This is a genomic window from Mycolicibacter heraklionensis, assembly GCF_019645815.1.
GTDB classification, from domain to species: Bacteria; Actinomycetota; Actinomycetes; order Mycobacteriales; family Mycobacteriaceae; genus Mycobacterium; species Mycobacterium heraklionense.
The window spans coordinates 1,240,088-1,263,787 of record NZ_CP080997.1; the positions used below are offsets into that span (position 1 = coordinate 1,240,088).

The window sequence follows — 23,700 nt, forward strand, 5'->3', positions numbered from 1 at the left end:
ATCGGCGGGAGATGACGATGATCGCTCCACATGAGTGCGGTCACGATTGGGCCAAGGACGGCACATTGCTGCGCGTCGACTACGAACACGGCATCGGCTGGGTTGCCACGCATTACAGCCGGAACATGGAAGTCGTCCAGCTGGTCAGGGGTTCTGCGGAGGAAGTGCACCGGGCAGCGGCACGGTGGGCGCTGATCAAGGAGGAACAATTATGACTCATGCCTCTGGCGCCCTGCTAGGTGCCTTCCTCCTCGTCATCCCCCCGGTGGGCGGGCCCAATGTCGAGTACCGGGCGGTGGCGCTTACGGCCGCTGAGCATTCCATCGATCTGGTGAGTCCCGTCGATGCGGTGGCGAATAGTCTCGGCGGCGAGAGCGTGTCGCCGTTGGCTGCGGTCATCGAGGACCTGACCTCCGATGACGGGGCATTGAACTGGGTGCTCAGTGCCGAACCGGCCCTTGCCGATCCCCTCGGTGATTTCGGGGACTTCATCGCGAACCTCCTCACCGATATCCTTCTCGGCGGCTTTTTCGTCTTTGGCGGCCTCGTGGTCAGCGTTGGGCAGTTCTTCGAAACCGCATGGGACTGGATCGCGGGTCTCTTTGGTTTCGATCCGTATGTCTACTCAGCAGAGGCTTCGGGCACCGGGGACATCACCGCGCTGGTCGAAGATCTGAACCCGGTGCTCGATCCCGGCGTGCCCGGCATCGAGGACGTTGGGGCACTTGTGGACAGTCTGATCTCCTGACCCGGGTCAGCCGGCACGTTGAAACCGGTGCAGGTGTTCCCGGATCGCAGGACTTGACATGGCCTCGAATTCCCGGGGCGGCAATGACATCTGAAAGACCAGCCCACGGCCGTCTGCCCCTTCCATCAGGGCGCCGAGTCCCGCTACGGGCAACCTCATCAACGGAGTGCAGTACGACGGCAAGGTGTCTTCGAAGTGGATGCGGTAAACGCCGAAGCCGCTCCAGTTGGTGATTATCGGATTCCACCGGGCCGGATTGAAGGCAGTGGATACGCAGCGAGCGGCCCGCCATGCGCCGGCAGCGTCCAGAAACTGCTGGTTGATGCGCATGTCGCAGTGTTCGTCGGCAAAGTGGTCCACACTGTGGCGGATGCGTTCGGCGATTGAACTGGCGGCCTCCCCACGTCGCAGGTCCAGGTTGAGCGTCGTGATGATGTTGCCGACAAGCATCGGATCGAGGCCACAACGCTTCCGTGCATTCACGGCGATCGCGAGACTACGTCGATTCACCGCGGGATCTGACTTCATGAGCGATTCGGACACATGCGCGCATACAACGTCGTTGGCAGACAAACGCATCCGGCTGCCGTAGGCGTCACGCATGCGGGCGATTTCGTCGTCGCTGAAGTAGAGATTCAGAGTCCGCTGCTTTCGGGCATCCTTTGCCAGGTACAGCGCACTGCGGGCAAGTTCGGCGAACCCGAGACAACGCACCCCGGGCTCCCGAGTGCCGTCGGCAGGCAGATGGTCATCGAGGAAGGCGGCACGATCTTCCACGATCAAGGGCTCGGCGACCGGCTTGCCGGCAGCGGCAGCTACCCATGAGTTCATCAAGTGCATCGCTGTCTGCATGTCGCCGATCGCGTGGTGCCAGGAGACGCCGATCGCCGTTGCATCGTTCGCGAGTTGCGTGACACGCACCTTGCACAACGGACCTCGTCCCCATCGAGCCGTCGGGCCGCTCACCGGGTCGACGAGCCAGCCTCCGGTGTCGTCCGATGCCGAACGAATCGCCTCATGCAGCGTGCGGTCCGATGACGCAGTGCTGAACGGCACCCCCTGCCCGTGGCATCGGATCCGCATCCTGCCGCGGCTCATGCCCATCCGTCCCGCGAAGACTGGAAGATTGGTGAGCGCCTGCGCAAATGCGCCGGCGAGCGCCCTGGCATCGAGTTGCCGTTGGAAGAAGAAGACCATGTGGACCGCCAGGTTCGCGACAATCGCATCGCCGACGTTGCAGCGGATTTCGAACCGCCGTGGGTGCAGTGGCCGGACGAGGTGGGTCGACATGATGGTCTACGTTCGCCGGTGCATTGTGATGCGGGCGCCAAGTTTCGGGGTATGAGCGACTCCCCGGAAATACGACTTCTCGGCGGCGGCGTCGTCGGACTGGATCGAGAAATTCCGCAACACCGTCCGCAGCACGACATCTATTTCGGCGATCGCAAAATCAGCGCCGAGGCAGCGGCGTGCTCCACCACCGAACGCCAGCCATGCAGGTGAAACGGGCCTGGTGTAGCGGAAGCGATACGGGTCGAACCGTCCCGGGTGCGGGAAGATCTCTGGATTGTCGTGCAGATCGGCGATACGCACGAGCACTGTGCGTCCCCGCGGAATCCGCCACTGGCCGAGGTCGAAGTTCGACGCCGTAACCTGGCGGCCGATCACGTCGACGACGGTGCGTACTCGCAGCACCTCCAAGATTGTGGCCCGGCGAAGCTCACCGCCCCCCTCATCGACCTCTCTGACCAGATCGGCCAGCAGATCTGGGTGACGACGCAGCCGCTCGAACGTCCAGCTCAATGCCGTTGCCGTGGTTTCGTGCCCCGCGCCGATGAAGGTCAGCAGCTCGTCACAGAGGTCGCGTCGCGGTATCGGGGTTCCGTCGTCGTGCCTGCTGCGCAGCAACATTGCGAGGATGTCCGCCCGTTTGCCGAGATCCGGATCGGCATCGGCCTGCGCGATCTGGGTGAACATGATCCGGTCGATCGCCTTGCGGAGCTTGTCCAGCTTGGCCCACGGGCCGTGGCGTCCGGCCCAGAATGGTGGCGCCGGCACGAAGGCCATGACCTGACCCAGCTTCATATAGGGCGGGACGATCTCACGTAGTTGGTCGAGGTCCGAGGCTTCGGCGCCATCAGCACCGAAGATGGCCCGCAGTATCACGTTCAGTGTGATCCTGCTCATTGGCTCGAGAATCCGAAATTCTTTGCCCTCAGGCCAGTTTGCACATTCGCGCTGGGTTTCTTCCTCGATGACCTTCTCGTAGTTTTCCAGACTCCGGCCGTGAAGTGCCGGCGTGAGCAGCCGGCGACGAGCGTGATGCACAGCGCCTTCGAGCCCGAAGACGGATCCGGGTCCGAACCAGTTGCTGAGGTTCGGTTGCACATTGGACAACTGATCGGTGCTCGCGGTACACACCGACCTCACCAGGGCAGGTTCGGACACGACGACGGATGGGCCAAAGAAGGGGACGTTGATCTCGAAGACGTGTCCGTGCCGCGCGATCCAGTACCTCATCGCTTTGCGGCGGAAGAAGGCGAATCCAACCCCCTGCACGAGCTTGGGTAGGCGCACCGGTGGCGGGTTTCTGGATGCCGTCGTTTCTTCGCCGGGATTGGCCATAGCCAGAGCGGTCATGCGTCCCTCCAACGGTGATGTGCTGCTGCGCCCTGAAGAAATGGTCGCTGGTGTGCCGTGGAACGAGCTCGGTAGTGCGGTACTGCAAACCGGCGAGATTGCAGTGGTCCGCTACTGCGCTCGCCGTGCCAGGCGCGAGCAACGATTTCAAGATCGCAGGACAGAAGAAAGAAGGCGCACATCATGTCCACGTTGTCCGCGGTGCACGTCCATCCGTTGCTGACACCGCACTTGAACCATTTCCATGTAGTCGACGCCGTGCGGGCGATGATCCACCCCGCGAGGCGGCCGGAACGGACGCACTATCCATCTCCGTTGAACTTCTTTCTCGAGGACGCTGCCATGGCGCGAGAGATGCGCCACCTGTGACGGCCCAACCCGCGCCGGTCGGTGAGCAGCGTGCCTCCGGCCGACACCGCTATCGCGGTGATCCGAAGCCGGCAGCACTGCAGCTCGAGGGAGTCGCCAAGCACTACCACCGGGGAGACGAGCAGGTGAGCGTGCTTGTCGAGTTCGACTTCGGAGTCAACGCCGGAGAATTCGTCGTCGTGACCGGACCGTCGGGGGCCGGCAAATCGACCCTGCTGCACATCGCGGGCGGGTTGGATGCGCCGGATACCGGCACGGTCGCCGTGGCCGGTCACGACGTGTGGGCGATGAGCGCTCGGGCCCGCGCCGAGTTCCGGCGACGCAACCTCGGGTTCGTGTTCCAGTTCTTCAACCTGGTGCCGATGCTGACTGCCGTCCAGAATGTGTCTTTGCCGTTGGTGCTCGACGGCGTGTCGGCTCGGTCAGCGGACGCACGCGCCGAGGAACTGCTGCACCGGGTGGGGCTCGCCGACCGAGCCAGACACCGGCCGCGGAACTGTCAGGTGGACAGATGCAGCGGGTCGCGGTGGCGCGTGCGCTGGTGGCCCGGCCGTCCGTCATCCTCGCCGACGAGCCGACCGGGAACCTCGACCGGCGTACGTCGATGGAAATCGTGGAGCTGCTGCGCTCGCTGTCTGATGAGGACGGCACCGCGGTGGTGGTGGTGACACACGACCGGGGTGTAGCCCGCTACGGATCCCGCGAGGTGCACTTGGTCGACGGTCGCGCTTACGCAGTCGCCGGCGTAGCCGGCGCGAGGCGATGATGGCGCGACCGTCGTTCGGATGGCTGTCTTTTCGGCGGATCCACCTCGCCGCATTGGCAGCCGATTGGCGCCGCACCCTGCTCAGTGTGATCGGCGTCGCGGTGGGGGTGACGGTCGTTCTCGGGGTCTTGGTACTCAAGTCCGAGCTGGTCCGTCCGTTCGACGCGTTCGGCCCGTCGCTTGCCCACGCCGCGGGCAACGGGGTGGTCGAGGTCACTCCGAACGTCAACGGCCGGTTACCGATCGAGACGGTGGACCGGCTGAGCGCCGAGGTGACCGGAGCGCAGGCGGTCATCCCGATCGTCGCCAATCTGACACCGGTGGACATCGACGGAGGCGGCGGCACACGTGCCGCTCAGTCGCCCCCGGGTTTCTTCCTGCTGGGCGGGTCGTGTCAGATCGAGCTGCTGGTCGGTTCGTTCAACTGCGAGCGGCGGGCCAATGACGAGAAGCCCGCGGCCGGCCCCGGTGTGCCACTGGAGATTCCGACGGTGATCGCGCAGCGCCATCACCTGCAGCTCGGCGCCGAACTGCGCATCCCCGGTCTGCCCCCGGGCTCGGCGCATGTGGGGTGGACGTTCTCGGAGTTCGACCGCGTGTCGGGAATCAACGGCGGCTACGTCCTGTTGGCGCCCTCCGCGGACATCGCCGCTGACCTGCTCTCGGCGCGCGGTTACGCTACCGGCGCGTTCGTGGTGCCGAGACCGGGCGGTGAGATCACCGCCGGTATCGACCGCGTCATCGCCGGCGTCGCAACGGCAGGCCCGCCCCGTCCGCACCAGCCGGCCGTGTTCGCCAACGCCACACAGAGTCTTGACTTGACCGCGCTGTGCGGTGTCTTGATCGGTTTCCTCATCGCGATGAACACCATCCTGTTGGCCGTGGAGGATCGGCGGGCGGTGCTGGGGACCATCGGAGCGATCGGCGCCAAGCCGGTCGGGCTGTTTGGCGGAATGCTCGGCGAGGGCGCCGCGGTGGGCTTTCTCGGGGGACTGGCGGGGGTTCCCGGCGGCTTTCTGCTGGGGTGCTACTTGGTGGACCGGTTCGGGCGGTCCATGTTGTCCGGCTCGGGTGGCACTGTGACAGCGCACTTCACACCGAGCCTGATCGTGGTGGGCGGGGCGGCGGGGACGCTCTGCGGAATCCTCGCGATGATCGGACCGGCCATGCGGCTGGCCCGGGAGGGGCCGCTGGCGTCGATGGCGAGCGCCGGCGGGGTGCAGCGTGCCCGGACCATCCCGATCTGGCCGCTGCTGGCCGGGACGGCGGCGCTGGCGGGCGCCTTCGTCGTCATGAAGATCTTCGAACACGGGTCGCTGCCTGCAAATGTAGGTATCAACGCAATATCGTTGTGGCAGTTCGGGGTGGCGATGATGACGGTGTGGCTCGCCCCGCGTGGTGCACGGCTGCTGATCGAACTGTTGACCGTCGCCCGCCCCGACGTCGGGCGTCTGCTGGGAGCCGACGTCCGGCGCTACGCGCTGCTGTTCGCCGTCTCCGCGGCGATACTGGCTACCGGGGCAAGCTTGGCCATTGCGGCGCAGAGCATGCAGTTGCTCGGCACCGAGCAGGTCGCAGCGCAGAAGGCCCAGCGATTGCCCGACTCCTTGCTCATCACCGCGCAGTCGATACTCGATCAGCGGGACGGCCAACTCCCCGACGCCACGCTGGCGCTGGTAACCGACGCGGCCGACGGGCACAGCGTGTCGTCGCGGTGGAGGTCGATGATCTCCTCGGGCACCTTGGCGCGCCTCGTCATCGGCGTTACGCCGGGCGACTGGTTCAGCCAGGGGCTGTACCAGCCGACCGGTGCCTCAGACACATTCTGGGAGGAGCTACGGGCCGGGCAGATCGGCCTGAGCGAGATCGCCGCCAGCCGGCTCGGCGTGGCCAGGGGCGGGACGGTCGAGCTGCCTACCGTGGCGGGATCGAAGCGGTACCGGGTGGCCGGGATCATCTCACCGCAGATGATCGATGACTCCGCGGTGGGCGACATCGTGGTGGCCTCGGAAGCCGTGGCGCGCTCGGACTGGGCCGCGGCGCGCGATCAGATCGCCGTGCGCTATCCGACCGCCGCCGAGGCGACCGCGCATCGCGCTGACTTTCTGGCGCTGGGTGCCGGCCTGTCGGTGTATGACAACCAGCAGTGGCGTACTGCCGCCACAGGCGGACTCACGCGATTTCTGGAGCCCCTGACGGTCGCCGCATACGTGGTGATGGCCGCAGCCGGGCTGAGCGTGCTCAACGTCTTCGTCCTGGGGCTGGTGCAACGCAAGCGGGAGCGGGCCGTGTTGCGGGCGATCGGCGCACGGCCCGGGCAGGAGCAGGCTGTCGTCGCGGCTCATGCCGGGCTGCTGGGCCTGCTGGTGGCGCTACTCGGTGGGCTCGGGGGAGTGGGACTGACCTATCTCTGGTCGATGGGCTCACCGGTGTTCTACGGCACCAAGATTGACGGTGATGTGCTTGGCCTACCGCTGCGAACCGGGGTGGCCGCGGTGACTGTGCTGGTGTTGGCAGCAGCGGTGTATCCGGCGATCCATGCGCGGCGGTTGGAGACGGCCGACGTACTGCGAACCGCCTGACGTGTGATGCGGGTGCCGGGCAGCTCAACTCCCCACTCAGTGGTACGGCCGCGCAGACCGTGAGATTGCAGTGGCGCGTTACTGAGCGCGGCTTACCCCAACGTGGGTGACGATCCTGGCAGCGGAGCGCCAAGCGAATTCGGGCGTTCCTGACCATGACGGGAGATGGCCATGCAGGCAATACGGCGACCGCATTTCATCACGGCCGCAGCAGTACTCGGCGCCAACCTGATCGCCGTCCCCGCAGTGGCGGCACCGCCAGACTCCCAGGACCGCGACATCCAGCTCACCGGCGGCGGTACGGCATTGGTCTATGACGGCAGCGGTGGCCCGGTGCTGCCGCCCCCGCAGTTTCTCGATGCGATCAACACGCTGTATCTGCAGCCGGGCGGCTTCACCGGCACGACGCAGGCCGCGCTGCTGCCCAACGAGCTCTATCCGATCACCGGTGTCAAGAGCATGGGATTCGGGGCGTCGCTGAGCCACGGACAACCGATCATGCTCTCCGACATCCAAAACCAGATCGCCGCCGGTGGGGTGACGTCGGAGAATCCCGTCGTGGTTTTCGGCTACTCGCAGAGCGCGGGGGTGGCCTCGCAGATCATGCCGCAACTTCGCGACGCGGGTGTCCCCAGCGACCTGGTGCACTTCGTGCTGGTGGGCGATGTCAACAATCCCAACGGCGGCCTGTTGAGCACCTTCGATTTTCCGGCCGGCAACAGCTGGGCCTTCACCGCCGCGAACTTCCCGTTCAGCCCCGCGACCCCGTCGGATCTGTATCCGACCGACATCTACAGCCTCGAATACGACGCCAGCGCCGACTTTCCGCACTACCCGCTCAATCTGTTGTCGGTCCTCAACGCCCTGATCGGAAACTTCACCCAGCACTTCATCTATGCGAACCTCACGCCGGAGCAGGTCGATAGTGCGATTCTGCTGCCGGGATCCGAGGCGCTGTCCGGCGAAGGCCTCACCGACTACTACATGATCCCGAGCGCGAGCCTGCCGTTGCTGATGCCGCTGCTGTTCCTGCCCGGGATCGGCCAGCCCCTGTATGACCTGCTGGAGCCCGTCACTCGGATCCTGGTGAACCTGGGCTACGGCAGCATCGACGAAGGATGGAATCAGGGGCCGGCGAACGTCCCCACGACGTTCGGGTTGTTCCCGCAGATCGACCTAAGCCAGCTTTCTACGGCACTGGGCAACGGCTTGCAGCAGGGAATCAACGACGCCCTCAACGCAATTGCGAATCCGGTCAGCTACGAAGAGCAGCTCGCGCCCTGGCTGCCGTTCGCGGACTCGATCTACACCCACGGATTCGCGCCGGAGAACCCGACATTCGACGATGTGATAGAGGGGATTCTCACGCTCGCCGGCTTCCCCGTTTCCGACGTGACGCTCAACTCACCGCCGGCCGACATCATCACCATGATCAACAGCACGCTGGCCTACGACTACTCGGCGCTGCTACCCGCCGCCGACGCGGTCAGTGCGCTGTTCACCAGCCTCCCCACATACGCCGCGAACATCTTTGTCGACCAGCTCCAGGCCGGTGACCTTCTTGACGCGATGGGGCTTCCACTGGCGGCTTATTCAGGTCTGGTCCCCTTCGACGCGCTTCTCGGTGCCGCACCGGCGCTGTTCGCCGTCCTGGGCACCGTGGACAACTTCATCGAGCTGTTCTCCTAGCCAGCATTGCCTCCGCCCAGTCGATGTGGCGTTCGAAGCCGAGCGATTCCGCCAGGGCGCGATAGCGATTCACCATCTTCAGGTAGGCGGCCTCGTCGCCGCGCGCACGGCAGAGCAGCGCGGTCAGCCGCAGCAGCGTGATCTCGAACATCGCCGAACTTTGACCGGTCGGCAGGCTCGCCAACCAGTCGATCGCCTCTTCGGCGTCGGCGAGGTCGTCGGCTGTGCCGCGCTCCAGCAGCGTCTCCACCAGGACGCCGGTGCCCCACATGCCATAGAAGACGTTTCCGGCATGGCGCAAGTCGTCGACCGCTTCGCGCATCGTCGCAATGGCGCCGTCGCGGTCGCCGGCGCGGGCCGTCTCCCGGGCGGCCCAGATGTCGGTGACCGGGATGAGGAAGAGTGCGCGCTTGCGCAGCCATATGTCGCGGCACTGCATGATCAATTCCAGCCCGCGATGACGGTCGGCCGCGTTGTCCCGGTTGAGCAGCACGACCCCTAACGCGTAGCCGGCCAAACCCAGTGCGCGGTCGCTGCTGGCGCGTTGGGCCGATTGCACCGCCTCCTCGCACGCGCTTTGCGCGGAGTCACTGGGCCGAAGCACCCCGTACTGCATCGCGAAACCGTAGGTCCAGGCGACGGTGCTGCCGAGGGTTTCCGCGTTGCTTAATCGGGCCATCGCGACGGCATCATCGATGTCTTGACGCCATCCGGGACGACCCAACCACCACCGAGCGGTGCCGCGCCATGCCAACGCGATCGCCAGCGGCGATCCCACACCGAAGTTGGCACCTTTGGCAGGGTCGCCCGCGGCCAGGTCGACGATGGTCTGCGACCACCGCAGGATCGCACCGAATTCCCCGACGCAGAGCCAGTTGACGAAGGCCATGAACGCCAACCCCATGGTCGGGGAGGGATCGCCGATCGACTCGAACAGCGCCATCTGTTGGAATGCCAGCTGCGAGCCTTCACGTGAGCGGCCCGCGTAGATCAGCTCGGTGGCCAGCGCGGTCATCCCGATGGCCAGCGACACCTGGTCCCCGGCCGCGCTGCACAGTTCCCGCAGCTCCTCGAAGCGGCCACGGCTTTCCTGGACCTCTCGGGCTTGCCAGTCGGTGGCGCACAACATGGTCCGCGGGGCGATGCGCATCGACAGTTGGTCTGGGTCGTCGGCAGGCAGTGCGTCGGCGATGCGCCGGGCCCGCTCCCAGCTGCCCCGGGCCGCGACCAGATCGCGGTTGGTGGACCATGCGCCGGCCCGCATGTGCCAGGCGTAGGCCGCGTTCAGCTCGCCCGCGGCCTGCAGATGTTCGGCAATCAGCGCCGCGTTGTCCTCCAGCGATCCGGGAGCACGTTCTTGGATCGCGGCGGCCAGCTTCCGGTGCCACTGGGCGCGATCGGATTTGAGCTGTGATTCATAGACCACCGCGCGGATCAACGGATGCCGAAAGGCATATTCGGCGCTCGGGGTGAAACGCACCTGATCGATCAGCTCCGCGCCGAGCAGCTCGTCGAACTCCGCATCGACGCCCAGTGCGGGCAGTAACTCCGCGCCGAAGCGTGCCCCGATCACCGACGCCGCGTTCAATGTTCGTTTGGCCTGGCTGCTGAGCTGGTCGATGCGCGCCTCGATGGCCGCCTGTACCGTGGCCGGCACCGTGACGTCCGCGGCCCTGGTGTGGCAGATGTAGTCGCCGTGTTCGCCGGCCAGCTCCCCGCGCTGGGCCAACTCGCGCACCATCTCCTCGGCGAAGAACGGATTTCCGGCAGCTCGCCCGGCGATGATCGCGGCCAGCTCGCCGACTGAGGGATGCGACCCCAAAAGCTCGCCGATCAGCGCCGATATCTCCGTATCATCCAGTGGCGCAAGGACTATTCGCTGGGCGCCGGGTATCTGCGTCAGCGCGCCGCGGTATTCGGGGCGATAGGTGATCAGCACCATCGATGGGGTGCGCGGGATCACCGCCAAGAAATCGGCGATCAGCGATTCGCTGGCGATGTCGATCCAGTGCGCATCTTCGATGACGAACAGTGTTGGTTCGGTGCGGGCCAACGATGCGGTGTTGATCAGCGCGGTCAGCCGGCTCCGGCGCACATCCGGGTCGATCTGGGGCAGGGCCACGTCGGGGTCGGCGATGCCCAGCAGATCATCGAGCAGCAGCAGATCCTGCGGATCGGAATGGGGAACGCGTCCCCGGACCCACGCGCGGGCGTCTTCGCCTCGCCGATCGGCCACGCCGAGACTTGCCCGCAACAGTCTCGCCACTGCGTGGAACGGGACGTCGCCGGCATGCGACTCGCAGAACGCCCACACCACCTCCGCCCCGCGACCGGCCGCAGTCGCGGCGGCTTCCCGGGCCATCCGGCTCTTTCCGATACCCGGCGCACCCACCACAGTGGCCACACCGCCCTGACCGTGGATCGCGCGGTCCAGCATCGTCTCTACGGTGGTCAGCTCCCCGCGCCGGCCGATGAGACTCGACTCAGCACGCCGGACAGCGGAATGGCGGTCGGCCATGCCCAACAGCCGGCGGGCGGGCACCGGTTCCCGGGCACCCTTGATCCGAACCAACTCGACTTCACCCAGTGCAGCCGTGCCTTCAACGAGTTGGGCGGTCGAGACGCTGAGCATGATTCCACCCGGCGGCGCGACCGATTCCATCCGCTGGGCCATCCCGACCTGCTCACCCACGGCGGCGTAGCCGAACGGGCCCGAGCCGATCCCGCCCGCGATCACCTCACCGGAGTTCAACCCGACCCGCAACCGCAGCTCGACGCCATCGCGCTCACCGACATCGACAGCAAGCCGCTTCGACTCCTCTTGGACGTCCAAGGCCGCCCGACAGGCCCGTATCGCGTGGTCTTCCAGGGCGACCGGGGCGCCGAACACCGCCATGATCCCGTCGCCCGTCCACTGTGTGACCGTGCTGCCGTAGCGCTGCACCACCGCCGCACAGCGGTCAGCGAGGTCGGCCATGATCTCACGTAAACGCTCGGCGCCCACCGCTGCGGCGATGTCCATCCAGCGCACCACGTCGGCGAACAGCACCGTCACCTGCTTGTACTCGGCCGGTGGCCGGGCAGTCGCCACTGCTGTTCCGCACTCGTTGCAGAACCTGAAGGTCGCGGGCAGCCCAGTGCCGCATGAACTGCACACCAAGGCTGGCAGTTCCGATGGCGGCCCAACGCCGTTCACGTCGTTATCGTGTCACCGCAGACCCGTGGCTGGATACAGCGTTCCGAAAGAAACTTCCCAGTAATGATGCGGGACTACTCGGGGTGCGGCTCGGCGACCACCGTCGCCAGGTGCGGATGCGCTTCGGCCTTGACCTTCGCGAAGAGCTCCTTGTAGTACGGCATGCAGTCGGCCATCGCCTGCTCGGTGGTGAACAGCGGCCGGTAGCCGAGGTCGCGGTGGGCTTTGTCGATCGAGAAATAGTTGTTCAGGTAAAGCCGTTCCACCGCACCGGGTTCCAACAGCGGTTCGGGCAGACCGAACCGGAAGTGCAGCCACTGCCAGGCGAACATCACATCACGCACCATTCGGCCGGAAACCCGCAGTCGGGGCCAGCGCTCACCGCATGCCTCCATGACCGGTCGAGCGAACTCGAACATGTTGATCGGTTCGCCGTCGTTGATGAAGTAGGCCTGGCCGGGGGCCGACCCGCCCGGCACCAAGTGCTCCGCGGCCAGGATGAAGCCGTGAATCAGGTTGTGCACGTAGGAGTTGTCGAGCTTGGCACGCTTGCTGCCGATGAGAACTTTGACGTGACCGGCGACCACGCTTTCAAACAGCTTGCGGAACATGGTCTGGTCACCGTCACCCCAGATGCCCGACGGGCGAATGGAACAGGTCAGCATGCCGCCAACGCCATTTTCGCCCAGCACGAACTTCTCGGCGACCACCTTCGTCTCGGTGTAGAGGTCGTTGAACTTGGTGGTGTAGGCCATGGTTTCGTTGCCACCCGAGATGGCTTTGCCGCCCATCACGACGCTGTTGGATGCGGTGTAGACGAACCGCTTCACCCCGGCCAGCTGCCCGGCCTGAACCAGGTTCTTGGTGCCGTCGACGTTGACCGCGAAGCTGCGCCGGCGGATCTCGTCGGTGACTTTCGCACCGCCCTGCAGATCGATGATCGCGGCGGTGTGGAACACGGTGTCGATATCGGAGACCGCCGCGGCCACCGTCTCGGGATCGCAGATGTCGCCTTCCAACTTCTCCAGGTTGGGATGGTCGGGCAGGGAAGACGGCGCGCGGTCGAAGGACCGTACCTGGTAGCCGCGTTCGAGCAGGGTCTTGACGAAATTGGTTCCGACGAAGCCGGAGCCCCCGGTGACCAGTACCCGGCCGAGTTCAGTAGTCAGTGATGGATCACCCATCGGCCGAGCATAACTGAACGTGTTTCAGTTCCCGTGGTCTTGTAAAGAGGGAAGTCACGCGCGGCCGTTCTCGCCGGGGTCGGAATCCAGCGCCTCCTGGACTCGGCGCCGGGCGCCGGCCAAGTGCTCTTCACACCGCTTGGCCAGCTGCTCGCCCCTTTCCCAGAGGCTCAGCGACGCGTCGAGATCCATCCCGCCCTGCTCCAGCCGCTGCACCACGTCGATCAGCTCGTCACGGCATTGTTCATAGCCGAGTTCACTAACGGGTGTCACCGGATCGGATTGCTCAGCTGGCATCGCTGGGTCCTTCAAGAAGTCGCCCCTCACTCGTCGCCGCGACGGCCCCGTCGGCCACCCGGATTCGCAGTCGGGTGCCGGCCGGTGCATCGTCGACCGACCGCAGTACGTGCGGCCCCGCTGCGCCGACAGTCTGGACGACCGCGTAGCCGCGCGCCAATGTCGCGGCCGGGCCCAGGGTAGCCAGCCGTGCCGCCAGGTGCCCCACCCGTTCGGTCTGCACCGTGATCAGCCGAGTGACATCACGGCGCACCGCGGCCAGGGCACGCCGCACCTCCTCGCCGCGCTCGGTCAGCGCGCGCAGCGGGTCAGCCAGCACCGGTCGGCTACGCAACTGCTTCAGCACCCGGTCCTCGCGTATCACCCAGTTGCGTACGGCCTGCGCGCTGCGCCGGCGTAGGTCGTCGACCAGCGCCTGTTCGGCGGCGGCGTCCGGGACGATCCTCTTCGCCGCGTCGGTGGGGGTGGCTGCGCGCAGGTCAGCGACCAAATCGCACAGCGGGCTGTCGGGTTCGTGGCCGATCGCGCTGACCACCGGGGTGCGGCAGGCCGCGATCGCCCGGCACAGGGTTTCGTCGGAGAACGGCAGCAGGTCCTCGACGCTGCCGCCGCCGCGGGCCAGCACGATCACCTCCACGGCCGCGTCGGCGTCCAGGTCGCGCAGCGCCTCGACGATCTGGGGGACGGCGGTCGGCCCCTGGACGGCGGTATTGCGCACCGCGAAGCGCACCGCCGGCCAGCGGCTACCGGCGACCGTCATCACGTCGTGCTCGGCGGCGCTGGCACGCCCGGTGATCAGGCCGATCGTGCCCGGCAGGAACGGGAGCGGCCGTTTGAGTCGCGGGTCGAACAACCCCTCGGCGTCCAGCAGCCGACGCAGCCGCTCGATGCGAGCCAGTAGTTCGCCGATGCCCACGGCGCGGATCTCGCTCAGGCGCAGGGAGAAGGTGCCCCGGGCGGTGTAGAAGTTGGGTTTGCCGCAGACCACCACCTGGGTGCCTTCGGTCAGCTTGACCGGCGCCGACGCCACCAGTTCGGGGCTGCACGTCACCGTCAGCGACATGTCGGCGGCGGGGTCACGTAGCACCATGAACACCGTCCGCACGCCCGGACGCAGATTGATCTGGGTGAGCTGGCCCTCCACCCACACCGATCCCAGCCGGTCGATCCAGCCCTTGACCCGGATGGCAACCGCGCGGACCGGGAACGGGTTCTCGGCGGATTCGCCCGGCGCGGGGGCGGTCACTTCGCGGTGGTGCGGGTGATCCTGTTGGCCAGCAGCGTCTGGAACGGTGCCCGGGCCTTGGTGGCCTCTTCGTAGGCGAGCAGGGTCTCCAGCTCATCGAGGCTGAGCGAGGCCAGCCGGGCCCGCAGCTGGGCCAGGGTCAGCGACCCGTAGTCGAGCTCGTCGACCAGGTCGGGGGTGGGCACGTTTGAGTCCGCGGCTGCGCTCGGCGCGTTGTTCTCGACAGGCGGGGTGGCTGCGCCCTCGCCGTCCTCGCGGCTGTCGCTGAAGGAATAGAGGGCGAACCGCCCCTCGGTGCGCGGGCCGGTGTCGTCGTCGTCGAAAGTCGCGGCGCTGCCGTCGACGCCGTCTTCGAGATCATCGTCGAAGGTCGCCCACTCCGGCTGCTCGTCCTTCGGCGGGAACAGCGACTCGAGGGTGGTGTCGCCCTTGTTGACCAGCTCGGCGACACCCTGCTGCCAGCGCATCACCGCGTGCGCGGCCTGGCTGGCCAGCGTCATCGGGTAGGTCAGGATGGTTTGCGGCAGCTTCAGGGTCTCCTCGACCGCGACGGTGGCCGCGCCGACCAGAAGCCGGACTCCAAAGGGTGCAGTTGCCATGGCCCCCAGCCTGCCTTACCTGCCGGTCATCTCCAAGTATTGACCGGCGTGACGCGAGCTGGCGGTCTCGTGTCGGCAGACCGTACGCTGGTTGCCATGCCCCAAACCGTCGACGTGGAGATCGCCTACAGTTCAGCCGCGCAGGTGAGCGGCGCCCCCGCCGGCAAGCGGGTGCTGCTGGCGGAGCCACGCGGCTACTGCGCGGGCGTGGACCGGGCGGTCGAGACGGTCGAGCGGGCGCTGGAGAAGCACGGCGCCCCGGTGTACGTGCGGCACGAGATCGTGCACAACAAGCATGTGGTGGACACCCTGACCAACAAGGGTGCGGTCTTCGTGCACGAGACCGACGAGGTCCCCGAAGGCGCGATGGTGGTGTTCTCCGCGCACGGCGTGGCCCCGACCGTGCACGAATCGGCCGCCGACCGCAGCTTGCGGGTGATCGACGCGACCTGCCCGCTGGTGACCAAGGTGCACAACGAGGCCAAACGATTCGCCCGGGACGGCTACGACATCCTGCTGATCGGCCACGCCGGCCATGAAGAGGTCGTCGGGATCATCGGCGAGGCCCCCAACGACGTGCAGCTGGTCGACGGTCTGGACGCCGTGGACTCGGTACAGGTACGCGACGAGAACAAGGTGGTGTGGCTGTCGCAGACCACGCTCAGCGTCGACGAGACGATGCAGACGGTGGTCAAGCTGCGTGAGCGGTTCCCGAATCTGCAGGACCCGCCCAGCGACGACATCTGCTACGCCACCCAGAACCGCCAGACCGCGGTCAAGGCGATGGCCCCGGAGTGCGAGCTGGTGATCGTGGTGGGCTCGCGCAACTCGTCGAACTCCTGCCGACTGGTCGAGGTGGCGCTGGGCGCCGGTGCCACCGCCGCCCACCTGGTCGATTACGCCGAGGACATCGACCCGGCGTGGCTGGCTCCCGAAGCCGGCCAGGTGCAGACCATCGGCGTCACCTCCGGTGCGTCGGTGCCGGAGATCCTGGTTCGCGGTGTGCTGGAGCGGCTTGCCGAGTACGGCTACGGCACGGTGTTCCCGGTGGCCACCGCCAATGAGACTTTGGTGTTTGCCCTGCCCCGCGAGATCCGGCCGAGTCGCCGTTAGATGTCGAACTCCCAGGAGTCGGCTTCGTCGCGCGGTTGACGCGAGCGAGTGCGGGGTTGGGCGTCGGCCTCGCCGCCGCCGGACCTGCGGTAGCGCACCTGGGAAACGGGGTGGCGGGTGCCGGTTCCGTTGCTACGGCCCTCGGCGGCTGTCGGCGCCGGCCGGCGGCGGGGCAGCGATTCGGATGCCTCGGTGGGGCGGTAGCGTGACGCGTCCTGGGGCGGGCGCGGTCGCCGCCGCGGCTCGTCTTGCCAGTCGGGTGCCGGCCGGCGTCGCGGCTGCCGCTCGTCGTACCCCTCGGGGGCCGGGCGCCGGCGGCGCTGCATCGGCTCGTCACGTCCGTCGGCTGTTGGGCGGCGGCGCGGGCGCGGGTGCTCCGCGGCGCGGGCGTCCATGTCTGGCCGGACGTGCCGCGAACGCGTCGGCGCCGAGCCGTTGGCCGCACCGCGGCGCTCGGTGGAACGGGTCCGCGACCCGGCCCCGGACGACTCCCGCGCGGCCCGACGGGCCTCCGCGGTGGCGCGGCGGGGACGCTGACCCTTGCGCTGCTCACGCGGCGCCGGCCGCTCGATGGCGTGCGCGGGGTTGCGGTTGAGGGCCGAGGTGAGCATGGCGCCGATTCGGTCGCTGAGCGTGGCCCGCTTCGGGGTGCCGTCGTCCTCGGTAGTGCGCTTCGCGGTTCCGCCCAGCATGCCGAGGTACCAGCGAACCATCCCGATCAGCAACACGGCTGCGGCCGTGAACACCATCAACGGGAATCGTTCGATCAGGGGATAGCCGCAGTTGATGACGATGGCCTTGAGGCCGGGGAATCCGCCGCCGCGCAACATCCAGTACGCGCCGGGCACGCTGACGAACAGGATCAGCGGCGGCTGAACCACCGTGGTGAACACCGCCGACTGCTGCACCATGAGCACCGCGGCGATACACCCCATCGCGTAGAGCGCGGAGAAGACGATGGTCAGTTCTTTGTCTCCGGAACCGGCGTCGAACGCCACTCCGATCGCGGTCGCGACCACCGCCACCGCCACGGCGCTCCACCACGGCAAACCGGCGATGCTCGGCAAAATCGAACGGTGGTCAGCTGCCACTGCCGACTTCTCCCGCGCTACTGCCACACACTGACGGTACCGGCTGGCGGCGGCGGGGGCGCACGGCGGCACGCCCCGGGCTTTAGACTTGGCTCCCTGTGAGCCTGAGCCTGGGAATCGTGGGGTTGCCCAACGTCGGTAAGTCGACCCTGTTCAACGCGCTGACACACAACGATGTGTTGGCCGCCAACTACCCGTTCGCGACGATCGAGCCGAACGAGGGCGTGGTGCCGCTGCCCGACCCCCGGCTGGCCAAGCTGGCCGAGATCTTCGGATCCGAGCGGATCCTGCCCGCGCCGGTGACGTTCGTCGACATCGCCGGCATCGTCAAGGGTGCCTCGGAGGGGGCTGGCCTGGGCAACAAGTTCCTGGCCAACATCCGCGAGTGCGACGCCATCTGCCAGGTGGTGCGGGTCTTCGCCGACGACGACGTGGTGCACGTGGACGGCAAGGTCGATCCCGAGGCCGACATCGAGGTGATCGCCACCGAGCTGATCCTGGCCGACATGCAGACCCTGGAGAAGGCGATCCCGCGGCTGGAGAAGGAAGCCCGCAACAACAAGGACCGCAAGCCCGTGCACGAGGCCGCAGTGGCCGCCGCGGCGATCCTCGACACCGGCAAGACCCTGTTCGCCGCCGGGGTGGACACCGCGCCGCTGCGCGAGCTGAACCTGCTGACCACCAAACCGTTCCTGTATGTGTTCAACGCCGACGAGTCGGTGCTCACCGATGCCGCACGGGTCGCCTCGCTGCGGGAGCTGGTGGCCCCGGCCGACGCGGTGTTCCTGGACGCCAAGATCGAAGCCGAGCTCGCCGAGCTCGACGACGAGTCGGCGATGGAACTGCTGGAGTCGATCGGGCAGAGCGAGCGCGGCCTGGATGCCTTGGCGCGGGCCGGTTTTCACACCCTGAAGTTGCAGACCTACCTGACCGCCGGGCCGAAGGAGGCGCGGGCCTGGACCATCCACCAGGGCGACACCGCACCCAAGGCGGCCGGGGTGATCCACACCGACTTCGAGAAGGGCTTCATCAAGGCCGAGGTGGTCTCCTACGACGACCTGGTCGAGGCCGGGTCGATGGCCGCCGCCAAGGCCGCCGGCAAGGTGCGCATGGAGGGCAAGGACTACGTCATGGCCGATGGGGACGTGGTGGAGTTCCGGTTCAACGTGTAGGTGGACTGCTCAGCATGGCGACCGCAGCTGAAGCGTCGATCGCCACGTCCCGTCCGGCGCAGGCCACCACCGTAGTTGCGTTCAAACACTTGCCGAATCTGGGGCTTGAGAACGTCATCGCGTATCGCTCGGGCCGAGCGGCCGCGGGCCCGGGTGTCGTAGTAGGTGCTCGGTGCGATCTCTACGCCGTCCGCGCTCGGCACCCGGCAGATCGGCTCGCCGAAGCGGTCCTTGCTTTGGTCGATACAGGTGCGGATCAACGCGGGCGGCGGTCGAGCTTCGCCGTGAAACAGTCGACGTCGATTTCAGAATCTCGTTGGCACGCTTGAGCTCCCGATTCTCCGCCCGGCCGCAGCTCGTCGGCTATTTGGGAGGTGATACCGGGACGCTTGCCCTTATTGACCTGGCCCTTACGGACCCGGTCAATAGTGTCTGCGCGGTTCCGATCCCCAGCTTGGATGCCGCCAGCTCAATCGCAGCCCACTCCGATGGATACTCCAGGCGGACCTCAGCAACTATGCGCACCGCACGCGAACGCAACTCGACCGGGTGCCTACGCTGAGAACCTTCTTACATGACTCCAGCCTTCACAAGAAGCGGAGCCTCCGGACTCGCCGGGGGGAAGGCTCTCGGCGGGCGAATGCCGAATGCCGTTCGGGGCACACTTTGTACGAGCGCGGCGAGAGCTGGCGCCAAGCGCTCACTGGTTCGTCGGGATATCCCGCCCGGGTGCAAAGTACGTGCCCACCGCCGTCGCAAGAACTCGATCGAGGGCCACCCCGACGCGTACATCGGTGTAAAGTCTGCCCTTACGCTTGGTCCAAGACCGGACGGCGTTCGCTGCGGCAGCATGGTCGGTAGCCCCTTGGTGGGTAACTACCCAGTGCGTGCTAGCGAGGAGTTCAACACCATATGGTCCTTCGAAACCTCGAATTGTTGAGAGTACGGTGTCGACCGTCTGCTCCACCTTCGGAGCTTCGGCGCCTGCCCTCAGATACTCATCGAGTGCTCGTATGCCTTCATTTGTCAGCGAGACGGGTTCTAGGTTTAGCGCTTTCGCACTTCCGTCGCCAAACCCTGATGTGTACGCCCCCTCGATATCGGTAAGGAGATGGCGGACCTTCTCGCTATACGGGCCGTATCTGCCTGGCGCATACGACAGCGACAATTTAGGCTCAGCCTCGTTGGCGAAGTACATCAACTTTTGAATTTCTAAGTGGGACACTCCGGAAGTGTCTTCCCAAGGCTCGGCAGCGCGCCGTTGATCGATGTAACTGCGCATGAGGTGGAGGAGCGTCGCCCGCCCCCAGCTCATCCGGATGCGTTTGGGTGGAGCGATCTGCCGCGTTCCCGGAGTTGGGGCGTAGAGGATGAAACGAACATCTGGAAGGTCCGAAAATGATTCAAGCAGAAGCGGTTCCACGTCGCGCCAGTCGAGGCCTCCGTTGCCCGCACCCAGAGGCGGTATTGCAATCGAGGTAAGGCCCAGGTCTTGGATGACGTGAATGAGGTCTTTCAATCCCGCTTGAATGAATGACAACTGTGACGGCGACCGCCAATGCTGCTTCGTGGGAAAATTAACGATGTACCTGGGTCCTTCAAGCTCAAGCGTCTCCGTCACGAACATGGTCCCAATGCGGACCTCGTTGTGCTTGCATGCCCGTTCGTACGCCTTGAAGTTCTCGGGGTACCGCCGTTTAAATTGCAGGGCAATTCCCTTGCCCATGATGCCGACGCAGTTGACTGTATTAATAAGTGCGTCGGCGTCGGCCTTTAGAAGGTCTCCCTTGCCGTAAGTGATCATGGGTACCCCCTTCCTAGTAGTACAACCCTGGTTCAACGATATAGTCGCGCGTCCCACCGACATTTTTGAAAATGGTCTGTGCCCGGGTCAGCGTGTCGATATTTGAGCAGCACACGTGAGTGATCAGTTCGATTGGGACATCCCCCAGGATCAGGACCTCGGCGGACCGGCGTCCCTTCCGATCAGGGTCTTCGGGAGTGTTGTACCACTCTCTCTGGCAGAGCAAATCGAAGTCTACGAAGTTGCCAAGATTGGTCAGATCGGTGCTGAACTGAGTGAAGTCGGCTGCCGCATTGCCGTCGCTGGCGCACCAGGTATGGCCTGAGTCGATGATGTCAGCGAGGCCGATACCAAGGTGGACAAGAGGTCCTGAACCACCTTGGTAATGGCCGTAGCCGCGACACACCACGAAGAGCATGGGGGACTTGGCCGCGATGTAGAAGGGAACGTGGTCGCTGACCATCGAAGAGGGGTAACCGGGCGCCGGATTCACTTGCTTATGCCGGCGCCTCTCCTTGACGTCATCATTGGCCACATTGGTTGCCGGCGTGACCGCAGCATCGGGAAGCAATCGTCCTTGCCCCAGAATGCCCGGAAGGTTGTCTATATGGGTGAAATGCCAGACGATCCAGTCCCGTGGGCCCTCGCGACGTGGCCCACCACCACGTGCCACGAAGCCTGAGTCAGTGATGATTGCAGTGGTCATAGGTAGTGAACGACTCTACGTTGAGATCGTCGGTAGGCAATCAAAATTGTACTTGATTCGAAAGTATGACCGAACAGCGGCTGGCCTTTAGGTCATCGGCTACCGCTGTCGACCAACTGGAGCCGTGTTCCGACTGGGCGACCCACCCCGCACCGTTCTGATCTACTTCGCCCGCCGGCAGTCTGCGGAAGACCTGCCGGACCTGGAGGTGCCGCCGCCGGTGGAGTCAGTATCGAACTTGTGCTGTGTCGACGTTTCGACGCCGGCTGCGGGCCAGATCAGCCCTTGGCGCTGCGGGTTGAGGCGTCGAACCAGCTCGCGGTGATTGTGGAGCAGACGTGGAGCCTGCGCGGAAAGCGACAGCTAAGGCGCGATATCGGCGACCCGAAAAACCCTCATGAACTGGGAATATATTGTTCTATCGACGTTTTCGCGGGCAGTTCACAGGAGGGGCTGCCTGGCGGTCGTCCCGGGCGTGGGCCCGCCCGCACAATGAGGGCTGCTACTGGCACGGCGCAGGGGACGCGCTTCAGTGGGTCTTGCGAAGTGGTATTGGGCGCACCGTTCCGCCATGTCGATTCTCCGACGACGCTTTGGTGCGGCCCGATGTGATTGGGCCAAGTGCAATGACGTCAGCATCGCCAGCTTGGTCCACAGCGACCCAGCTGGTCCATCGGCCAAAGTAGGAGACTCCCACGCCGGAAGCCTCGGAAGCTGACCGAAGACTGTTCGGCGCCCCCGGGTGCGCTTTCTCTAGCGCCTTCTGAAGCCAAATTGCTTGTTCGCCACCTACTTCGACAGGCTCCGACTTGTTCCAACCACGAGCTGAAATCTGCTTATAGAGGCTGCGGGCATGGTCATCGTCGATGACACCCATGCCTTGGAATCGCACGACCAATGCCTTGATCGAGACGCCCCAACGTCGCTTTAGGGCGGACAGGGTGCGCAGAGTGACTCGGTTGCCTTCGTCGCGAAGGTCATCCAGGAGTGCGTCGCCTGGAGCAAGGAAGGCGCCGGCGAAGCGGTGCGCCTGCTTCTCGTAGCGTGTCGCGTCGTGTGCAGATTCTGGCGGGCCTACGCCGGCGTGTAAGCCAAGGTGACCAATCTCGTGCGCGACCGTGAACCGCTGGCGGTCTCCGGGGATGCCATGGCCGCCATTGGTGCGGGCAACACATACAACCGGCGTCTGGTTTGCCCTCACCGATAGCCCGAGATGCCGACCAAGTTCTTCGCGCATCGGCAGCACGAGGCACCCGAGTCGTTCGGCGGCGCGGATGCAGTTTCCGACGACCTCGCCGTCACCCAGCCCGGCAGCAGCCCGAACATCGGCGGCGAACTGCTCGATTGCATCCTCGTCACTGAGGTTTCCGTCGAACACGGGGATAGTGTCTGGGATTTGCCGCAACGCAAGGATGTCGACCACCTCAACTGCGGTTGTGCAGTCAGCCCGCTGCTGATCCACTGCTCGCTTTGAGGCGTCAGCGTATGCGCGCAGCCAGGGGCGCGTCGTGGGGCCAATTCGATCTGGTCCGGTGAGATATGCTGGGGTGCAATCAAATACTGAAGATATTGACTGGGCTAGGTCGTCCGTCAAGGCCATGCGCCCATTCTCGATCTTCGAAACCGAACCGTTCGCAATGCCAATTCGTTCGGCAAACTCCACCTGGCCGATGCCAGCGATCAGTCGCAGCCTCTGAATTCGTTGGCCTGCGTGATGGAAATCCAAAGCTTCTACCCCACTAACTCTCGCTCTAAGGACGCAACGGCCTTATGCCCCAGTGCGATCACACGGAGTCAGCCTCACCGCCCATCTCGTCATCGTCGAAGCCGTCAAGACCCTCATCCGTGGGCCGGAAACCGCCGGAAGGGATTTCGGGACCGAGCAGCGGTATGGCGTGCCCGAGAATGAGATGTCCTGGAGTCCCTGGCTCGAACCGGAGAATCGGGGCAACAAAGGCTTCGGCGACGAGAACGGACCCGCTTGCCGGGATCCATCCGAAGGTCCAGGCCTCGATGGGAAAAAGCCCATCGCCCTCGTCGACCACGACCCGGACCGGAGCGTCGGAGTTGGCTGTCATCACAATGCTGCCCCCTTCGTCGCGTGACGCTCGCCGCAGACGGAATCGCCGCTCAACCCCTTCGTCGAAGGACCGGAGTTCCCTGCCGCTACCGTTTACTGAGCCGAACTCAACACCAACTCGACTCGCGGCTACCGCGACGGCGTCGATCGCGAGATCTCTCATCAGGAATGCGGTGGACTGTGGCGAGCCGAATGATTCGTCGACATCGAGGGCCTGGTCCACGTGGTGGCCGCGTTCGGCGAAGACCTCTTGCAACTCCTCCGCGACCTTGGTCAGGCGGTGTACGAGCTTCCCGGATAGGCGTGACATGAGCAGTGAGAATATTCCTGAAAATGTCACTTCGTCAACCCGACGCGCCGAAGTGGAGGCACCGACTCAGTGAAGGTCGTGCTCGTGACGGTGTTTACAACGGGTTTG

General features: G+C 65.5%; 20 protein-coding genes and 2 pseudogenes. 8 read left to right on the forward strand and 14 right to left on the reverse strand.

Annotated features, from left to right (window positions below):
• The first annotated feature begins 17 nt into the window (after window positions 1-17).
• Window positions 18-215, forward strand: a complete 198-nt coding sequence (locus K3U94_RS05925) for a hypothetical protein (RefSeq protein ID WP_131721448.1) — start codon at window positions 18-20, stop codon at window positions 213-215.
• The gene (locus K3U94_RS05930) at window positions 212-748 is read left to right on the forward strand and encodes a hypothetical protein (RefSeq protein WP_220695888.1); all 537 of its coding nucleotides are present in this window, start codon (window positions 212-214) and stop codon (window positions 746-748) included. The genes K3U94_RS05925 and K3U94_RS05930 overlap by 4 nt, the downstream gene beginning before the upstream one ends.
• Window positions 749-754: 6 nt before the next feature.
• On the opposite strand, the gene K3U94_RS05935 is transcribed toward K3U94_RS05930, so the two are convergent.
• Window positions 755-2,038 (reverse strand): acyltransferase, encoded by a 1,284-nt coding sequence (locus tag K3U94_RS05935; protein WP_220695889.1) that lies wholly within the window; start codon window positions 2,036-2,038, stop codon window positions 755-757.
• Between the two features lie 6 nt (window positions 2,039-2,044).
• Window positions 2,045-3,388 carry a cytochrome P450 gene (locus K3U94_RS05940; protein ID WP_220695890.1) on the reverse strand — a complete coding sequence of 448 codons (1,344 nt, stop codon included), beginning with the start codon at window positions 3,386-3,388 and terminating at the stop codon, window positions 2,045-2,047.
• Window positions 3,389-3,571: 183 nt separating this feature from the next.
• Here K3U94_RS05940 and K3U94_RS05945 point away from each other — a divergent pair, with 183 nt between their 5' ends.
• Entirely contained in the window at window positions 3,572-3,757 is a 186-nt protein-coding gene (locus tag K3U94_RS05945) for a hypothetical protein (RefSeq protein WP_220695891.1), read from the forward strand.
• On the opposite strand, the gene K3U94_RS24290 is transcribed toward K3U94_RS05945, so the two are convergent.
• Window positions 3,691-4,032, reverse strand: coding sequence for a hypothetical protein (locus K3U94_RS24290; RefSeq protein ID WP_275564550.1), 342 nt, complete (start codon window positions 4,030-4,032; stop codon window positions 3,691-3,693). The genes K3U94_RS05945 and K3U94_RS24290 overlap by 67 nt on opposite strands.
• Between K3U94_RS24290 and K3U94_RS05950 the strand changes: the two are divergent.
• The 3 genes and pseudogenes from K3U94_RS05950 to K3U94_RS05960 all read left to right on the forward strand — a co-directional run bounded on the left by K3U94_RS05950 (window position 3,937) and on the right by K3U94_RS05960 (window position 8,794).
• Window positions 3,937-4,523: pseudogene (locus tag K3U94_RS05950) on the forward strand (ABC transporter ATP-binding protein). The gene K3U94_RS24290 and the pseudogene K3U94_RS05950 sit on opposite strands and share 96 nt — an antisense overlap.
• A complete protein-coding gene (locus tag K3U94_RS05955) occupies window positions 4,523-7,105 on the forward strand; it encodes an ABC transporter permease (RefSeq protein ID WP_220695892.1) in 2,583 nt (860 codons plus the stop codon). Before K3U94_RS05950 ends, K3U94_RS05955 begins: the two are co-directional and overlap by 1 nt.
• 171 nt (window positions 7,106-7,276) lie before the next feature.
• Window positions 7,277-8,794 (forward strand): PE-PPE domain-containing protein, encoded by a 1,518-nt coding sequence (locus K3U94_RS05960; RefSeq protein WP_220695893.1) that lies wholly within the window; start codon window positions 7,277-7,279, stop codon window positions 8,792-8,794.
• Here the strand turns inward: K3U94_RS05960 and K3U94_RS05965 are convergent.
• The 5 genes from K3U94_RS05965 to K3U94_RS05985 all read right to left on the reverse strand — a co-directional run bounded on the left by K3U94_RS05965 (window position 8,775) and on the right by K3U94_RS05985 (window position 15,316).
• Window positions 8,775-11,963 (reverse strand): adenylate/guanylate cyclase domain-containing protein, encoded by a 3,189-nt coding sequence (locus tag K3U94_RS05965; RefSeq protein WP_230987576.1) that lies wholly within the window; start codon window positions 11,961-11,963, stop codon window positions 8,775-8,777. The two genes, K3U94_RS05960 and K3U94_RS05965, sit on opposite strands and share 20 nt — an antisense overlap.
• 101 nt (window positions 11,964-12,064) lie before the next feature.
• Window positions 12,065-13,174, reverse strand: a complete 1,110-nt coding sequence (locus K3U94_RS05970; RefSeq protein ID WP_047317236.1) for a 3-beta-hydroxysteroid dehydrogenase — start codon at window positions 13,172-13,174, stop codon at window positions 12,065-12,067.
• A 54-nt stretch (window positions 13,175-13,228) separates the two neighbouring features.
• Entirely contained in the window at window positions 13,229-13,471 is a 243-nt protein-coding gene (locus K3U94_RS05975) for an exodeoxyribonuclease VII small subunit (protein ID WP_047317235.1), read from the reverse strand.
• On the reverse strand, window positions 13,461-14,717 hold the full coding sequence (xseA, locus tag K3U94_RS05980) for an exodeoxyribonuclease VII large subunit (RefSeq protein ID WP_220695894.1): 1,257 nt from the start codon (window positions 14,715-14,717) through the stop codon (window positions 13,461-13,463). The genes K3U94_RS05975 and xseA overlap by 11 nt, the downstream gene beginning before the upstream one ends.
• The gene (locus tag K3U94_RS05985) at window positions 14,714-15,316 is read right to left on the reverse strand and encodes a lipid droplet-associated protein (protein ID WP_220695895.1); all 603 of its coding nucleotides are present in this window, start codon (window positions 15,314-15,316) and stop codon (window positions 14,714-14,716) included. The genes xseA and K3U94_RS05985 overlap by 4 nt, the downstream gene beginning before the upstream one ends.
• 96 nt (window positions 15,317-15,412) lie before the next feature.
• On the opposite strand from K3U94_RS05985, the gene K3U94_RS05990 reads away from it, so the two are divergent.
• On the forward strand, window positions 15,413-16,429 hold the full coding sequence (locus K3U94_RS05990; protein WP_047317232.1) for a 4-hydroxy-3-methylbut-2-enyl diphosphate reductase: 1,017 nt from the start codon (window positions 15,413-15,415) through the stop codon (window positions 16,427-16,429).
• On the opposite strand, the gene K3U94_RS05995 is transcribed toward K3U94_RS05990, so the two are convergent.
• The gene (locus tag K3U94_RS05995) at window positions 16,426-17,547 is read right to left on the reverse strand and encodes a DUF6542 domain-containing protein (protein ID WP_220695896.1); all 1,122 of its coding nucleotides are present in this window, start codon (window positions 17,545-17,547) and stop codon (window positions 16,426-16,428) included. The genes K3U94_RS05990 and K3U94_RS05995 overlap by 4 nt on opposite strands.
• 71 nt (window positions 17,548-17,618) lie before the next feature.
• Between K3U94_RS05995 and ychF the strand changes: the two genes are divergently transcribed.
• On the forward strand, window positions 17,619-18,692 hold the full coding sequence (ychF, locus tag K3U94_RS06000; protein WP_047317230.1) for a redox-regulated ATPase YchF: 1,074 nt from the start codon (window positions 17,619-17,621) through the stop codon (window positions 18,690-18,692).
• Window positions 18,693-19,392: 700 nt separating this feature from the next.
• On the opposite strand, the gene darG is transcribed toward ychF, so the two are convergent.
• The 5 genes and pseudogenes from darG to K3U94_RS06020 form a co-directional block, all read right to left on the reverse strand.
• The gene (gene darG, locus K3U94_RS06005; RefSeq protein ID WP_220695897.1) at window positions 19,393-20,496 is read right to left on the reverse strand and encodes a type II toxin-antitoxin system antitoxin DNA ADP-ribosyl glycohydrolase DarG; all 1,104 of its coding nucleotides are present in this window, start codon (window positions 20,494-20,496) and stop codon (window positions 19,393-19,395) included.
• A 13-nt stretch (window positions 20,497-20,509) separates the two neighbouring features.
• Window positions 20,510-21,202: a type II toxin-antitoxin system toxin DNA ADP-ribosyl transferase DarT gene (darT, locus tag K3U94_RS06010; RefSeq protein ID WP_220695898.1), complete on the reverse strand. Its 693-nt coding sequence runs from the start codon at window positions 21,200-21,202 to the stop codon at window positions 20,510-20,512.
• A 529-nt stretch (window positions 21,203-21,731) separates the two neighbouring features.
• On the reverse strand, window positions 21,732-22,580 hold the full coding sequence (locus K3U94_RS06015) for an ImmA/IrrE family metallo-endopeptidase (RefSeq protein WP_230987446.1): 849 nt from the start codon (window positions 22,578-22,580) through the stop codon (window positions 21,732-21,734).
• Between the two features lie 168 nt (window positions 22,581-22,748).
• A pseudogene (locus K3U94_RS24345) lies at window positions 22,749-22,928 on the reverse strand (helix-turn-helix domain-containing protein); the annotation flags it as partial.
• A 58-nt stretch (window positions 22,929-22,986) separates the two neighbouring features.
• Complete coding sequence (locus K3U94_RS06020) at window positions 22,987-23,592, reverse strand: hypothetical protein (protein WP_220695900.1); 606 nt, start codon at window positions 23,590-23,592, stop codon at window positions 22,987-22,989.
• Window positions 23,593-23,700: the final 108 nt, after the last annotated feature.

Excerpts from the sequence above, each read along its gene's own strand:
- K3U94_RS05990 (WP_047317232.1), top strand. The coding sequence starts at position 15,413 with ATGCCCCAAACCGTCGACGTGGAGATCGCCTACAGTTCAGCCGCGCAG.
- K3U94_RS06020 (WP_220695900.1), bottom strand. The coding sequence starts at position 23,592 with ATGTCACGCCTATCCGGGAAGCTCGTACACCGCCTGACCAAGGTCGCG.
- K3U94_RS05925 (WP_131721448.1), top strand. The coding sequence starts at position 18 with ATGATCGCTCCACATGAGTGCGGTCACGATTGGGCCAAGGACGGCACA.
- darT (WP_220695898.1), bottom strand. The coding sequence starts at position 21,202 with ATGACCACTGCAATCATCACTGACTCAGGCTTCGTGGCACGTGGTGGT.
- K3U94_RS05970 (WP_047317236.1), bottom strand. The coding sequence starts at position 13,174 with ATGGGTGATCCATCACTGACTACTGAACTCGGCCGGGTACTGGTCACC.
- K3U94_RS05985 (WP_220695895.1), bottom strand. The coding sequence starts at position 15,316 with ATGGCAACTGCACCCTTTGGAGTCCGGCTTCTGGTCGGCGCGGCCACC.
- darG (WP_220695897.1), bottom strand. The coding sequence starts at position 20,496 with ATGATCACTTACGGCAAGGGAGACCTTCTAAAGGCCGACGCCGACGCA.
- K3U94_RS05930 (WP_220695888.1), top strand. The coding sequence starts at position 212 with ATGACTCATGCCTCTGGCGCCCTGCTAGGTGCCTTCCTCCTCGTCATC.
- K3U94_RS05945 (WP_220695891.1), top strand. The coding sequence starts at position 3,572 with ATGTCCACGTTGTCCGCGGTGCACGTCCATCCGTTGCTGACACCGCAC.
- K3U94_RS05955 (WP_220695892.1), top strand. The coding sequence starts at position 4,523 with ATGGCGCGACCGTCGTTCGGATGGCTGTCTTTTCGGCGGATCCACCTC.
- K3U94_RS05960 (WP_220695893.1), top strand. The coding sequence starts at position 7,277 with ATGCAGGCAATACGGCGACCGCATTTCATCACGGCCGCAGCAGTACTC.
- K3U94_RS05975 (WP_047317235.1), bottom strand. The coding sequence starts at position 13,471 with ATGCCAGCTGAGCAATCCGATCCGGTGACACCCGTTAGTGAACTCGGC.
- K3U94_RS05940 (WP_220695890.1), bottom strand. The coding sequence starts at position 3,388 with ATGACCGCTCTGGCTATGGCCAATCCCGGCGAAGAAACGACGGCATCC.
- K3U94_RS05935 (WP_220695889.1), bottom strand. The coding sequence starts at position 2,038 with ATGTCGACCCACCTCGTCCGGCCACTGCACCCACGGCGGTTCGAAATC.